This is a genomic window from Paenibacillus hexagrammi, assembly GCF_021513275.1.
In the GTDB taxonomy this organism is placed as follows: Bacteria; Bacillota; Bacilli; order Paenibacillales; family NBRC-103111; genus Paenibacillus_E; species Paenibacillus_E hexagrammi.
In genome coordinates this window covers 3,714,777-3,729,327 of the sequence record NZ_CP090978.1, presented here as the reverse complement: position 1 = coordinate 3,729,327, position 14,551 = coordinate 3,714,777, and the positions used below count along the sequence as shown (strand labels likewise).

Here is a 14,551-nt window from a genome sequence, read left to right as displayed (position 1 = left end):
AATTCTATACAGTTATGATATGGTGTAACAACAAATAGATCAGATTTCTGAAAATGGAATCAAACTTGGAGAAGGAGAACATCAAAGAATGAGTCACAAAAGCAATAACAATACCGTGAGGCTGGCGCTGCTGCTCGGTTTATTTTCGACACTCGGGCCTTTTACCATTGATATGTATTTACCGGCTTTTCCTCAGATCGTCAAGCAATTTGGGACAACAGCTTCCCTCGTTCAGCTCAGTTTGACTGCATGTCTGCTGGGACTTGGCGTTGGCCAGTTGGTCATGGGCTCGCTCAGCGACGTCCATGGCAGACGCAAGCCGCTGCTCATTTCCATGGCAATCTATGTTGCGGCATCAGTAGCTTGTGCGATCTCGCCAAGTATTTGGCTGCTGATTCTCTCGCGGCTCGTGCAGGGATTCGTGGCGTCGGCGGGCATTGTGATATCCCGTGCAATCGCACGCGATATGTTTAGCGGCCACGAGCTCACCAAATTTTTCTCAATGCTCCTGCTTGTCGGGAATCTGGGGCCTCTTGTAGCACCTGTAACGGGAAGCGGAGTGTTAGCGGTCTCTAGCTGGGTAGGTGTCTTTGTTGCCTTGTCGCTGCTGGGGATCTACCTTCTGGCCATGACGAAGTGGAAGCTCCAGGAGACGCTTCCTGTCGAGCGCCGTAGTCCTAGTAATTTTGTTCAGCAATTACGCAACTACGGATCTCTTTTGCGCGACCGCTCCTTTACGGGCTATATGCTTGCGCAGGGGATCATGATCGCGGGGGTATTCGCGTACGTCTCCGGGACCCCTTTTATTTATCAAAATATTTACGGCGTTTCTCCTACGGTATTTGCTCTGTTGTTCGGTTCCAACGGTATCAGCTTGATTATTGGCTCGCAGTTAGTCGGTCGTATGGCACACCGTGTGTCGGAGCAGACCTTCCTGCAGCTCGGACTATGGATTGCCGCTGCTGCCAGCGTTACCGTCTTATTGGTGGCCTATTTCCACGGACCACTGTATGCGCTCGTAATTCCGCTCGTTTTCTTTGTAGCCTCCATCGGGATTACATCCACGGCGGCATTTCCACTTGCGATGGAGAGCCAGGGGCATATGGCGGGAAGTGCGGCTGCGCTGATGGGCGTCATTCCCTTTTTGCTCGGCGCTGTCGTTTCTCCACTAGTCGGTATCGCTGGAGAAGACACGGCAGTTCCGTTGGGTGTCATTATTTTATGCACGAGTGCAATCGCAATGCTGTCCTACTTCCTTTTAGTGAAAAAAGGGGTTAAAAAGGCGGATAGCGGCGAAGAAAAGCAGGCGACGGTTTGAAGTTGGGCTTAAAAAGGTTGAATTAGGCAAGGGCATCACGATCAGATCCAGTTATGAATTCTTGCTGGAAAACGAAACATCTAACATGGAAAAAGCAGTCCATCCTCTACAGAGGAAGGGCTGCTTTTGTTCTAGAATCAGCTCTTTTCTAACAGAAAATGAATAAAACTTGCAGAATGTAACGACTTTCTTCAAAATAAGACATATCAATCACGCCATGAGAAGGGGAGTACACGGAATGAGAAGGAGAGCAGATGCAATGAAGCTATCAGTTAAACTTGTTATAGGGATCGTCGCTCTGATTGCCTTAGCTGGGGTAATAACAGGAGCAATGGCCTTGAAATCCATTCAGGACTCGAACAAAATCACGAATATTGAATTGGTGGATGGCCAATCCGTATATGGAATACCTGGCGCACAAATGATCGTTCGAATGGGGAAAACAATTGCCGTCAGTACAGACAACGAAGGGATTCCCGATCTAACTGCCGGAAAAGATTTGCTGCCGGGTACATCAGTCGCTGACAACCACTTGTTATTTTTCCCGAAGGACACTCGCGGGCTCAAAGCCGACCCGAACACAGACAATGAGATCTGGATCACAGTTCGTGGCGGTTTTACAGCTTATGACTCCAATGGGAAAAAGATTGCGCCGATTAGTGAGTAGGAGAGGTTGAATGAAAAGTTAAATGTAGAAAAGGGTAAGCAATTGAATCACTTGCTTACCCTTTTTGCATTGGCAGTGTTAAACCGAGTAATCTATTGCAAAAAAAATATTTTGTCGAATATTTGTGAAGGGATTTTCTAGTAAATAAAGAATAACTTTGTATATTCTTTTGTCATTCAGGAGGCCACAATGAAGAAATTTTTATTAGGTTTATCAGGATTAATAATTTTGAGCAGCATGCCAACAACGATGGCTTTTGCGAATACTGATGTGCCGGATCCGATTGTCCTACCGCTAAAGGATGATAGCGGACACAATTGGTCTCTTTTAAATGAGAATAACATGTACCGATTGAAGTGGTCATATACAAGTGATAGTCAATATGATCATTTTGATGCTAGGAAGGTAAACGAACATACAATCATTATACATAGCTTTAACGAGGTGTTTGCAGTTGATGAGAATGGCCATGTCTTATGGAAGCAAGATGGCTCTAGTCATGAGCTTGAAACAAGTGTGGATGGAAATCTTTTTACGGCTACCGACGATTTTGCTTTCCTAGATCCAGAGGCTAAAACATCGAAGGCAACGATTACCCGTTTTAATAACAACGGAACTATCCTTAACCAGTATAAAGATATTCCTTTAGCAATTGTTCGTCCTGGTAGTACTTTTACGGCAGCTCGGTTTTATACAATTGATTGGAAGGGCAACTTGATAGCGTTGTTGGAAAATGGACTAACGATGCTTCGACAGGATGGAAGTGTCAAATGGCAATTTAAAGAGTTGAAGGTCAACGATGTTTCATACAGTATGTCTCAGGTAAAAGCACTTCTCTCTGATTCCCAAGGCCATCTATTGGTTGCCAGTGATAAACAATTATTTTGCTTAAATGATGATGGAAAAGTGATATGGAATATCCCCTATCAAAATTCGAAAACCCAAATAAAAATAAATAAGGACTATCTTGTGATTGGGGAAAACATATACAAGGTTTCATCAACTGGCATTACAGAAGTGACAGACCCAGAAGTTACTGTTGAATTAAGCGGCAGAGCTAGTGACCATCATGGCGGTTATTACCAAGTTGATGAGAACACTTCTACTCTAATGGATAAAAGCTTTCAAGCCAACACAACTCTTTGGAGCTATAAGTTAAGCGATCCTGAACAATCGGCAGGATACAATATGGCAGGAAATTTCGATCAGAATTTGGTGGCAGATGATGAAGGGAACGTCTATGTATCAACAAATGGCGGAACAATTCATTCTCTAGATAATCAGGGAAATCCAAGATTTACTCTTCAAATTACGAATAAAATCATTGGGTACTCTCAAATCATTCCGCTCAATCCGAATAATATTGTCATCACGAACAATAGAAATGTTCTCTGTCTCGAAAGAGTAGACAATCAACAAAGCGATATCTCTTTATGGTTGAACGGAAAAGAACAATTCATGAAGAAGAAGCTCTTTATGAAAGATGGTCGAGTTATGATATCACTTCGTGAAATTTTTGAAATGCTTGGGGCGGAGGTTACGTGGAAAGCAGAAAATGAACAAATTTTGGCCAAGAGAAACGGGAAACAGATTGCATTTCAAATTGGCTCTAATGATGCATACGTAGATGACACTGCTATAGTACTCGATGCTGCGCCAGTACTCATAGATGAAGTGACCTATGTGCCGCTAAGATATGTTACCGAAGCACTCGGAAGCAATGTAGAGTGGGATGCTACAAATAAGGTAGTAAAAATTATCGATTCTGAATCGAATGATCCGAAATGAGAGAAAAAAGAAGATATCCGGCAATCGCCTCTCTATTATCTATCCTGGTACCTGGATTATGCCAGTTTTATAACGGACAAATTCGTAAAGCCAGCATGTTACTTTTTCTACGATTAGCGTTATTGTATGTTTTTCTTTTTACTGGAATGCTTGATCATTATTATGGCATGGTAAGTCTAATGCTAATCGAAATATGTATCTGCTTGTTTGCTATCATTGATGCTGTCGTCATATCCATAGTTAGAAAAAAAGTAGTGTTACGTAAATATCAACGGATATATATCTACCTACTTATTATTATGATAGCCTGTGGTTATTCATATTTTATTGACACTAGCATGGTAATAGGAAGGAAGGCAGAAATTAGTTCTGGTTCATCCATGGCTCCTACCCTCCAAGCAAATGAACGATTTGTTATTGATACTCGAACGAAACATTTCAAGCGAGGGGATATCATTGTATTTTGGCGACCAGGCGGGGGACAGCAACAATTTGTGAAACGAATTATAGCGATTGGGGGGGACACAATTGAAATGAAAGAAGGAAAGGTGTTTGTTAATGGTGAAGAGATATCAGAGTCCTATATCACTACGCCTAAAATGAACACGCACTGGGGACCTGCCCAAATACCTGAGGGACAATATTTTGTGTTGGGTGATAATCGGGACAATAGTTTAGACAGTCATATCTTCGGCCCAATATCTGAATCATTAATCATTGGAAAGGCCAAGTTTATTTATTGGGCAAGTGACACCGGTAGGCTGGGGAGACAGCTTTAATGTGTGTATGATTATTTGATTTCAATGAAATAACGAAATGGCAACAGCGATCGGAGAAAAGCTACTGATGCTCGAAATGGAACCTACGTTATCAACAAACAGAGGTTGAACAGTTATTCCCTGTTCAACCTTTTTCCACGTTCATCATTACTTTCCCTGAGCCAAAATCGATTCCCACAAAGCGCCTTTACCGTACAACTCTTTGTTTACCTGTGTCCAGCCGCCCAAGTAATTGATGTCGAATAAGCCTTCTGGTGTTTGGTAGTTCTTTTCGTACTGTTTGGCTATGGTTTCATCGACAGCCCGAAAGCCCTTTTCAGCAAAAACTTTCTGCGCTTCGGGACTCCACAGGTAGTTCAGGAATGCTTCAGCGACTTCCCGATTGCCGTGCTTGTCGACGTATTTATCCACGAGGGCTACTGGGTTTTGGATGGAGGTTGTGTACGTCGGGATGACTTCCTCATATTTTTTGCCGCTTTGCATGCGTGAAATCAATTCATTCTCATAAGTGACGATGGCATCGCCTACACCTTTGTCAAAGGTAGCCAGGGAGTCAGCACCGCTCTTATCCAGCACTTTAATATTTTTATAGACGCCTGTAAGCAATTGCTTTGCTTGTTCAGGGTCTTTTTTGCCTGAAGCTTCGGAGGCTTTAAGTCCTGCACCGTAAATGGCGTTAATATCCCATTTTGCGCCTCCGGAGGTACTAGGATTTGGGATCAAAACTTCAACACCTGGCTTCGCTAAATCGGCAAAATCTTTGATGCCCTTAGGATTACCTTCCCGCACCCCAATCGCTGCGATTGAGGCCGTCATCATGCCGCCATGCGGTTTGCTTTTCCAATCACTTGTGATCAAGCCTTTCTCCACGATTTTTTGAATATCCCCCTCCAATGAAAGAGGCGCGATATCCGCTTCAAAACCTTGAATGATGGCTGTTGCTTGAGAGCCTGAGGCCTGGTAGGATTCTTTGAATTCTACCGTTTGTCCGGTTTTCTTTTTCCATTCCTCTTTAAATGTAGGCAATAATTCATCGAAGGAGTCCTTCAAAATAGAGTAAGCGCCAATTGTGATGGTGACGGTTCCTCCTTCAGCAGCTTTCGGGGTTGAATTTGCTGGAGAGGCTGAAGAGGCTGAAGAGGCTTTTACCGATGAAGCAGACGAGGCCGATGATGAAGCCGCTTGGTTGGCGGTACCGCATGCCGTTAGTGCTAAGCTCGCAGTGAATAATGTTGCTGTAAGTAGGCTGAATGATCTTTTGTTTTTCATGAATTCCAACTCCCCTTTAATGGTAAGTGATTTTATATAAAAACAGGCATAGGATCTTGCTTGGCCTGATTGTCTAACAGCTTGTTATCTGTTTGTGTAAAAACGGAAATTTGGTGAATCAGCAGATTAACTTCATCTCCGACTTGAAAGGCGTTCTCTTTAAGAGACTGATAAGCAAAAAGCTTCTGAGTCCCTGCCTCGATCTCCAGATACCAGGAATCTCCGCGGAAATGAACGTGGGTAACCGTGCCAGTTTCACCGGCAGAAGGGAGATGTGTGGTGTTAGACGGACGCACCTCGATGGCTTCAGGTCTTACGAGTACATGCACATCTTTCTTCCAGCGCCCTTCTTGCTGAATCTCCTTCAGATAAGGGAAGCCCTTGAGCGGAACATACGATTCCACCCTATTGGATTCACCTATGAATGAAGCAACGAAGGGGGTTGCAGGCTTGGTATAGATCTCCCAAGGAGTGCCCTGTTGTTCGACTTTCCCCTGTTGCACGATAATGATCTCATCAGCAACTTCGATGGCTTCGTCCTGATCATGAGTAACAAAAATAGTAGTCACTTTAAACTCATCGATCAGATTTCGCAGCCAAACGCGCAGTTCTTTACGAATTTTTGCATCGATTGCCGCAAAGGGTTCATCAAGCAGCAACAGACCGGGCTCTGGTGCAAGAGCTCTAGCGAAAGCTACCCGCTGACGCTGCCCACCGGATAATTGATGAGGATACTTACGCTCACTTCCAGCTAAGCCCATTAGACGCAGGAGGTAGGTGACCCGATCGTGTATCACTTCTTTCGGTTTTTTCAAGACTCTTAAGCCGTAAGCTACATTGTCAAACACAGTCATATGTTTAAAGAGCGCATAGCTTTGGAACACAAATCCGATCCCTCTTTCCTGAACCGGAAGATTCGTAGCTACTTTGCCGTCAAAATAAATATCGCCGGTGCTCGGACGTTCCAGTCCGGAGAGCATTCTAAGAATGGATGTTTTCCCTCCTCCGCTCGGACCGATTAAGCCGACCAGGTGCCCCTTGGTAATACTGAAATTCACATCCTTGATTGCGTGAAAATCTCCAAAGTATTTATTGATATTCTTCGCTTCTATTTGCATGGGACAAGACCTCCAACTCATATTCACTATTTTCGCAAAAGCTCACTGCGGTGCTTCAACCATTCTAAGGATAATAAAGTGCCTATTGATACAATTCCGAGAACGAAAGCGACGCTGTTGGCGGCAACCATATTGAAATTCTCAGCATCCTGATAAACAAGTGTTGTTGCGGTTTGTGTCTCGTTGATAATATTGCCGGAAACGACAAGGATGGAACCGAATTCCCCCAACGATCTGGCTATAGTTAGGATGAGTCCGTACATAACTCCCCAACGAATGGCCGGCCAAGTAACCTGAGTAAAGGTTCGCCAAGATCCTGCACCTAGCGTAGCTGATGCTTCTTCCGATTGGGTGCCGATCTCCTGCAGAAGCGGGGCAACCTCCCGAACCATGAGCGGGAAAGTAATGAACGTTGTAGCCATGATCATGCCTGGCAATGCGTATACGATTTTCATATGGTGATCTTCGAAAAAAGTACCGAGTACTGTATTGGGACCGAACAACAGGATGACCATTAATCCGGCGATGATTGGCGAAACGGCGAAGGGCAAATCGATCAAAGCGTTGATGAAAGGCTTCATCCATCTGGAGATCCAACTGCCTCGAACAAGCTCTAATGAAAGATAAATACCCACAATCGTATTCAGCGCCGCAACGACAACGACAATGATGAGAGAAATCATAAATGCATGCACGGCTTCGGGCCGTACCAGTGAATCAAGGAAAGCGCCGAATCCATCTTGAAAAGCACCGAACGTGATACCTAGGAACGGTAACACAATGAGAAGTATAATGACTGCAAATGAGATACCGATTAAAAGACGTCTCATGCCAACCGCCCCTTTCCACGTGTGAGTATGTGAATGACCCACAGGATGATGAGTGAAAGTGTGAGTAAGACAATGGAAATGGCGGCAGCGCCTTCCGGATTGTAGTTTTGTGTTTCGCCATAAATATAGACAGAGGCAACCATTGTTTTACCGGGCAAATTACCGGATATCAGAGAAATGGCGCCAAATTCGGCAAGAGATCGGGAGAAAGTCAGCATACTGCCTGCAAGAATTCCTGGGATCATGGCGGGAAGGATAATTCTTCGAAACGTGTACCATTTGCCTGCACCAAGGGTGAAGCTCGCTTGCTCTTCACTAAGGTCAATCTGTTCAAGAAGCGGTTGAACCGTTCTAATGACGAAGGGGAAGGTAACGAAAACAAGTCCGATGACAATAGCGGTTTGATTATATAGAAGAGAAATCCCTATATGGTTGAGCCACGTACCGATAGGACTTTGAGGACCCAGTAAGGTCAAAAACATAAGACCGGCTACTGAGGTGGGCAGAGAGAAAGGGAGGTCTACCATACTGTTTAAAAGATGTTTCCCCTTGAAGGAGTACCTCACCAGTACATATGCGATGATCGTACCGATTACAGCTTCGATAGCTGTAGAAACAATACTTAGCTTCACCGTAAGTAAAATAGACTTCCAGGCTAGAGGACCTGTGATCTCCTGCAGGAATGCTTCCCATCCTAACGAAAAGCCTTTTACATAAATAGAGGCAATCGGCAGCAGAAGAAGTACGATTAAATAGCCTATAAGCACAGAACGAACTGTAGCTCTAAAAACTGGGTTACCCATAGTGCACCGCCTAAAATATATTATTCACATTGTTTTACTCGGATTTAAAATTGAATATAACAGCGGTAAAACATGTTTGTCAATAATTAAATTTTATGCATCGAATAAATTTTGTTGATAGTTGCAGCGGTATATGAACATAAAATTCGTCATTGACAGTAAATCAAGCACAGTGATAACATTTGCCTTATTAAACCAAGTAACCGCATCGGAATATAAAATTCGATGAGCTTTTACTTTGATCCATGATTACATAATAGAGCGGAGGGATGATGAAATGGCAAAACCTTTGGAGTTGGATGAATTATGGCTGGATCGTATTAAACAAAGCTTGAATGGCCTAGAGTATGGATCTGTGCAAATCGTTGTTCACGATGGTAAAATTGCGCAAATTGATAAAACAGAACGCAAACGATTTGAAGCGGTGTCTCCTGGTAGAGAAAAGCTGCAAGTGGTAAAAGCCGAAAAAAAACAAAAATGATGCAGCAGAATGTCTTGACGACCTGCCAGGCAGGTTGTATATTGAATTCATCGTAAATAATACTAAGTAAACTCATCGGAATAATGCATTTGTCTACCGGACCACCGGAGACTTCCTATATTTCCAGAAGAAGGTTCTGTCTATTTGTATGGGACACCCTTATCTTCCGGAGATACATGGAGGTCTCTTTTTATTTTCTCTTCTGAGAGGAAAGACGTGAAACGTTCGATGTACGACTGGATGTAAACGACGAGAAGGAAATGGGGAGGACTCACATGTTAGGGAAAAAGTTAATTCTTGTATCTATCAGTACGATTTTGTTATTAGCAGGCTGCGGTAAGCCAGCTCCAGCCAGCAATTCGGTTTCAGCATCTGCTGTACCATCAAGTAAGGTGAAAAATAATGAAGTGATCCATATCGGCTATCAGCTTTATGGCTCTTCGGTCATTTTAAAAGCTAAGGGGACACTGGATAAGAAGCTGACGGATCTCGGTTATAAAATTGAGTGGACGCAGTTCCCTGGCGGGCCTCAGCTCTTGGAAGCACTAAACGCAGGCAGCATTGACCTTGGTGAAACGGGGGATGCCCCACCGATCTTCGCACAATCTGCTGGTGCGCCCCTAGTCTATTTGGCACATGAACCTGCTAGTCCCAAAGGAGAAGCGATTCTTGTGCCTGAGAATTCTCCGCTGAAAACAGTGGAGGATTTGAAAGGAAAAAAGTAGCCCTTAACAAAGGATCAAATGTGCACTATTTGTTGGTGAGCACTTTACAAAAAGCCGGTATCCAATATTCCGAAATCGAGCCGCGTTACTTAGCACCAGCAGATGCCAGAGCAGCCTTCGAGCAGGGAAGTGTGGATGCGTGGGCGATATGGGACCCTTATCTGGCAGCAGCACAAACAGCCACACATGCAAGAATCTTATCCAATGGAACCGGCATTGTGAATAATTATCAGTTTTACTTTGCCGCGAGACCATTTACTGAGAAGCATGAGGATGTCATTAAAGCTTATCTAGAAGAGCTTCAAAAGATAGATGATGAGGTAAAAGCCGATATTCGCAAGAGTGCGGAATTCCTTTCTCCAAGTATCGGTATTGATGTGGAATCGTTAGTCAACGCGCTTAGCCGAAGAGAATACGGCATTCAGCCAATCGATGATCAAGTTGTGAAGGGGCAGCAGGACATGGCAGAAGCATTTCAGAGATTGGGATTAATTCCCAAGCCTATACAAGTGAAAGACACTGTCATAAAAGCCGATTGGCGTTAATTTTGAGAGGAGATAGAGAGATGAAAGTTTTCTGGTTTATTCCGACACACGGTGATGGCAAATATTTAGGAAGTCAGGTAGGGGCTCGCGCCGTCAATCATCATTATGTCAAACAGATTGCACAGGCAGCTGATGAGCTTGGTTTCGAAGGAGTGCTGCTGCCGACAGGCCGTTCCTGCGAGGACGCATGGGTTGTGGCATCGACCTTGATTCCTGTTACAGAAAGACTGAAATTTCTTATAGCGGTGCGCCCGGGTTTAATGTCACCTACTCTGTCTGCTAGGATGGCAGCGACGTTTGATCGGATGTCGGGCGGCAGATTGTTAATCAATGTCGTGACAGGTGGAGACCCTATTGAGAATGAGGCGGATGGATTATTCCTGAGTCATCAGGAGCGATACGAGGTAACCGATGAATTTTTGCGTATATGGCGTCAGGAGCTGTCCGGGCAGGAAGTCAATTACAACGGCAAGCACCTGCAGGTCAAAGGCGGGAAGGTTTTGTATCCAACCATTCAGAAGCCTTATCCACCGCTATACTTTGGAGGCTCGTCCAGCAGTGCTCAAGATGTGGCTGCCAATCATGTTGATGTGTATCTGACTTGGGGGGAGCCGCCTCAGCAGGTGAAGGAGAAGATCGACGCCGTTCGTAAACTCGCTACCGCTCAGGGAAGAATGGTCCGCTTCGGAATTCGTCTGCATGTCATCGTTCGCGAAACGAATGAGCTGGCGTGGAAAGCAGCGGAGGAGTTAATCCAGTACGTAGACGATAAGTCGATACAAGAAGCTCAGAAGGTATTCGCGAGAATGGATTCCGTGGGCCAGAAGAGAATGTCGCAGCTGCATAACGGCAGCAGGGGGAATCTGGAAATTAGTCCGAATCTTTGGGCTGGAGTGGGGCTTGTTAGAGGAGGGGCTGGAACGGCCTTGGTCGGGGACCCTGATACCGTAGCGCAGAGAATGCGTGAATATGCAGATTTGGGTATTGAAACGTTCATATTCTCCGGGTATCCGCATCTTGAGGAAGCCTATCGGGTAGCGGAATTGCTTTTTCCAAAGCTGCCGCTGGAAGACAAGCGCGAACGGGAGAAAACTTCGTTTATCAGTCCTTTCGGGGAGATGGTGGGTAATGAATACGTTCCTGCGGCAAAATAAACCGCTGCTTCCCTGGGTTGTTCCGTTCGTGATCGTGATCCTATGGCAGATTTTGGGGCAGTATGGCTTGATTTCCACTCGAGTCCTGCCTACTCCGATTCAGGTTACTCGTGCCCTGTTTTCTTTGATGGATCAAGGAACCATTTGGACCTATATCGGAACCAGTACGAAGAGAGCATTCTTAGGGTTTGTCATTGGCGGAGGAGTTGGATTCTTGATTGGGTTAAGCAACGGAATTTCCTCCATATCAGAAAAGCTGACTGACACTACTTTACAAATGATCCGGAACATTCCCCATTTAGCTTTAATTCCGCTAGTGATTCTGTGGTTCGGGATTGGGGAGGAGGCGAAAGTGTTTCTTGTCGCATTGGGCGTACTGTTCCCCATCTACCTGAACACGTATCACGGGATACGATCTGTAGATCCAGGTTTGATCGAGATGGGACGCGTGTATGGACTAAAGGGAGCATCCCTCTTTCGCCAAATTATCCTTCCCGGAGCACTTCCATCCATTCTGGTTGGTGTTCGGTTCGCGCTTGGCATTATGTGGGTAACTCTCATTGTCGCCGAGACAATCTCCGCTGATTCAGGTATTGGCTATATGGCGATGAATGCTAGAGAATTCATGCAGATGGACGTGGTGGTGCTAGGCATTATTCTGTATGCGCTGTTGGGCAAAATATCCGATTGGGTAACGGTGATGATCGAAAGCCGACTTTTGCGTTGGCATCACAATTATACGAAAAATCTTTAAGTAGGTGGGGCTGATGGTACAAACCGGACTACGTATACGTCTCGACGGAGTCAGTAAAACATACGGATCGACAGAGGTCTTAAAGGGAATAGAGCTGGAGATGAAAGCAGGCGAATTTATCGCTGTAGTGGGCCGAAGCGGATGCGGCAAGAGTACCTTGTTGAGGTTAATCGCCGGTTTAGAGCAGCCTTCGAGCGGGAGCATTCATGCGGATGCTGCACGGATCAACGGGATTCATCCCGAAATCCGTGTTATGTTTCAAGAATCACGGCTGCTTCCCTGGAAAAAGGTACTGAACAATGTTCGCATTGGACTAGGTGACAAAAGTGAAGCACTCGCGGAGGAAGCGCTGCGGTTGGTCGGATTGGGCGACAGGAAAAACGAGTATCCGAGCGTACTGTCCGGGGGGCAGAAGCAGCGCGTCGCTCTAGCAAGAGCTTTGGCCTCTCATCCGCGTGTATTACTGCTCGATGAGCCTCTCGGGGCACTCGATGCATTAACCCGAATTGAAATGCAGGATTTAATCGGTACCATTTGGGAAGATCAACGATTTACCGCCCTTCTTGTCACTCATGACGTAAGCGAAGCCATAGCGTTAGCCGATCGTGTCATTGTGATCGAAGAAGGGAAAACTGCTGTAGATCAACCCATTCCGTTAGCTCGTCCTCGTGAGCGGGATGCCGATTTTATGTACTACGAAAAACTGATCTTGGATAGGCTCATGCAGAGGACTCGTTCAGGCGCAGCTCCAAGCAGGAAAATTATCTAAACATCATAATAAAGGTAAGGGAGTGTTCGTCTCATGCCCAACATCGTTATTGTTACAGGCAGCCCATCCAAAATATCCCGATTGAACGGGCTAACCGAATATGCAGACAATTCACTGCGATCCTTCGGCATACAAACCGAATGGATTTATGCTGCAGACCTGCCGGCAGAAGCTTTAGTTAAAGCTAAATTTGATGACCCACAAATCATCGAAGCCAATCAAAGGGTGGAGCAAGCAGACGCTGTTATTATAGCAAGTCCGGTATATAAAGCAGCGTATACAGGAGTTTTAAAGACATATTTAGATTTGCTGCCGCAGAAGGGGCTTCTTGGTAAAAGCGTGCTTCCCTTATTCATCGGGGGCTCACTGGCTCATTATCTAACGATAGATTATGCGTTAAAGCCTGTACTAGCTTCGCTTGGAGCAAGACATATACTGGCGGGAGTATACGCTGTGGACAGTTGGGTAACCCGCCAAGAACCTGGTGTTTTCGAATTAACGGAAGAGCTGACAGAGCGTTTAAATGAATCCATCCATGATCTGGTTAGAGAGTTGGGCGGGCGTAAGGTTAGGGCAGTATAAGAGGATGGATTTATATAGTGCCTTTCACTTGGAAATATCTAAGTGTGAGGCCTTTTTTATTGGAGATAATATTTTTCTAAAGTGGACCCTGGGCAATTTTGGGAACTTTATACAGAGAAGAATCGTCTTTTTCAAGATAGATCGCATGAATCTACGTTACGGGAGTGAAAGAATGGAGACGTATTGGAATCACAATACTGCATTTCATCAAGAATTAGTGAATGACGCGAAAGTGAGAGGTGGAAGAGTGCTCGATATCGGATGTGGCGACGGGCTACTCCTTGAGCGACTAGCACCGTTTGCTAAGCAGGTGGTCGGTATAGACCCCGATCCAAAAAGTATCGTGCGCGCACAAACGCGCCTTGCATCATTATCAAATGTCTCCCTGTTGAACGATGATTTTTTGACCATGCCAATTCCTTCTGAAGAAGAGCGTTATTCTACTATAATCTGTGTGGCATCCTTGCATCATATGGAATTGAGAAGGGCTCTGCATAAGATGAGTCAATGTCTCGTAACAGGAGGAAAGCTTCTAGTCATTGGTTTAGCAGCGGATAAATCTATCATGGATAAAATCATCTCAGGACTACTCATTCTTCCAATTCGTATCATGGATCGACTGCATGGAGGAATGCAAGAGATAGGGGTGACGATTGCAGAGCCGCAAGAATCCATAAGTGAGATTCGACGTGCGGCACATGACGTTATGCCAGGAGCAATCGTGCAACGCCGCTTCTACTTCCGTTATTTAATGGCTTGGAATAAACCGATGATAGAATCGTAATAGTTATCATAACAAGGATCATTAGAGTTCACCGACAACGGAGGAAAAGGAGCAGTTGCAGCGGCAGCAGCTGTTCCTATTTGGGTTGCCAAAACTAGAAATGTTGAATTTTGAAAACCGGACGACAGCTATTAGCGGGCTGTTTTATTTTTTTTTAAGGAAGAGATAAACCCGAAAACACCAGC

The 14,551-nt window shown here is 45.0% G+C and carries 16 protein-coding genes; 12 read left to right on the top strand and 4 right to left on the bottom strand.

Annotated features, from left to right (window positions below; translation table 11 throughout):
- Positions 1–88: 88 nt before the first annotated feature.
- The 4 genes from L0M14_RS16980 to lepB all read left to right on the top strand — a co-directional run bounded on the left by L0M14_RS16980 (position 89) and on the right by lepB (position 4,552).
- The gene (locus L0M14_RS16980; RefSeq protein ID WP_235117856.1) at positions 89–1,318 is read left to right on the top strand and encodes a multidrug effflux MFS transporter; all 1,230 of its coding nucleotides are present in this window, start codon (positions 89–91) and stop codon (positions 1,316–1,318) included.
- Positions 1,319–1,577: 259 nt separating this feature from the next.
- Complete coding sequence (locus L0M14_RS16975; protein WP_235117855.1) at positions 1,578–1,985, top strand: hypothetical protein; 408 nt, start codon at positions 1,578–1,580, stop codon at positions 1,983–1,985.
- 189 nt (positions 1,986–2,174) lie between these two features.
- On the top strand, positions 2,175–3,773 hold the full coding sequence (locus L0M14_RS16970; RefSeq protein WP_235117854.1) for a DUF5711 family protein: 1,599 nt from the start codon (positions 2,175–2,177) through the stop codon (positions 3,771–3,773).
- Entirely contained in the window at positions 3,770–4,552 is a 783-nt protein-coding gene (gene lepB, locus L0M14_RS16965; protein WP_235117853.1) for a signal peptidase I, read from the top strand. Before L0M14_RS16970 ends, lepB begins: the two co-directional genes overlap by 4 nt.
- Positions 4,553–4,699: 147 nt before the next feature.
- Here the strand turns inward: lepB and L0M14_RS16960 are convergent, their stop codons facing one another.
- From L0M14_RS16960 to cysT, 4 genes are read right to left on the bottom strand one after another with little or no spacing between them, the layout of a single operon-like run.
- Positions 4,700–5,821: a sulfate ABC transporter substrate-binding protein gene (locus L0M14_RS16960; RefSeq protein WP_235117852.1), complete on the bottom strand. Its 1,122-nt coding sequence runs from the start codon at positions 5,819–5,821 to the stop codon at positions 4,700–4,702.
- A gap of 32 nt (positions 5,822–5,853) precedes the next feature.
- The gene (locus L0M14_RS16955; RefSeq protein ID WP_235117851.1) at positions 5,854–6,939 is read right to left on the bottom strand and encodes a sulfate/molybdate ABC transporter ATP-binding protein; all 1,086 of its coding nucleotides are present in this window, start codon (positions 6,937–6,939) and stop codon (positions 5,854–5,856) included.
- A gap of 26 nt (positions 6,940–6,965) precedes the next feature.
- The gene (locus tag L0M14_RS16950; RefSeq protein WP_235117850.1) at positions 6,966–7,769 is read right to left on the bottom strand and encodes a sulfate ABC transporter permease subunit; all 804 of its coding nucleotides are present in this window, start codon (positions 7,767–7,769) and stop codon (positions 6,966–6,968) included.
- Positions 7,766–8,572 (bottom strand): sulfate ABC transporter permease subunit CysT, encoded by an 807-nt coding sequence (cysT, locus tag L0M14_RS16945; RefSeq protein WP_235117849.1) that lies wholly within the window; start codon positions 8,570–8,572, stop codon positions 7,766–7,768. The genes L0M14_RS16950 and cysT overlap by 4 nt, the downstream gene beginning before the upstream one ends.
- A gap of 277 nt (positions 8,573–8,849) precedes the next feature.
- Between cysT and L0M14_RS16940 the strand changes: the two genes are divergently transcribed.
- The 8 genes from L0M14_RS16940 (at position 8,850) to L0M14_RS16910 (ending at position 14,366) form a co-directional block, all read left to right on the top strand.
- Entirely contained in the window at positions 8,850–9,053 is a 204-nt protein-coding gene (locus L0M14_RS16940; protein ID WP_235117848.1) for a YezD family protein, read from the top strand.
- 275 nt (positions 9,054–9,328) lie between these two features.
- Entirely contained in the window at positions 9,329–9,778 is a 450-nt protein-coding gene (locus L0M14_RS31575) for a type 2 periplasmic-binding domain-containing protein (protein WP_311198723.1), read from the top strand.
- A gap of 35 nt (positions 9,779–9,813) precedes the next feature.
- On the top strand, positions 9,814–10,323 hold the full coding sequence (locus L0M14_RS31570; protein WP_311198722.1) for a type 2 periplasmic-binding domain-containing protein: 510 nt from the start codon (positions 9,814–9,816) through the stop codon (positions 10,321–10,323).
- Positions 10,324–10,343: 20 nt separating this feature from the next.
- On the top strand, positions 10,344–11,477 hold the full coding sequence (ssuD, locus tag L0M14_RS16930) for an FMNH2-dependent alkanesulfonate monooxygenase (protein WP_235117847.1): 1,134 nt from the start codon (positions 10,344–10,346) through the stop codon (positions 11,475–11,477).
- Positions 11,452–12,231 carry an aliphatic sulfonate ABC transporter permease SsuC gene (ssuC, locus tag L0M14_RS16925; RefSeq protein WP_235117846.1) on the top strand — a complete coding sequence of 260 codons (780 nt, stop codon included), beginning with the start codon at positions 11,452–11,454 and terminating at the stop codon, positions 12,229–12,231. Before ssuD ends, ssuC begins: the two co-directional genes overlap by 26 nt.
- Before the next feature lie 13 nt (positions 12,232–12,244).
- Positions 12,245–13,000, top strand: coding sequence for an ABC transporter ATP-binding protein (locus tag L0M14_RS16920; RefSeq protein WP_235117845.1), 756 nt, complete (start codon positions 12,245–12,247; stop codon positions 12,998–13,000).
- 33 nt (positions 13,001–13,033) lie between these two features.
- On the top strand, positions 13,034–13,582 hold the full coding sequence (gene ssuE / locus L0M14_RS16915; RefSeq protein WP_235117844.1) for an NADPH-dependent FMN reductase: 549 nt from the start codon (positions 13,034–13,036) through the stop codon (positions 13,580–13,582).
- Between the two features lie 172 nt (positions 13,583–13,754).
- A complete protein-coding gene (locus tag L0M14_RS16910) occupies positions 13,755–14,366 on the top strand; it encodes a class I SAM-dependent methyltransferase (protein ID WP_235117843.1) in 612 nt (203 codons plus the stop codon).
- Positions 14,367–14,551: the final 185 nt, after the last annotated feature.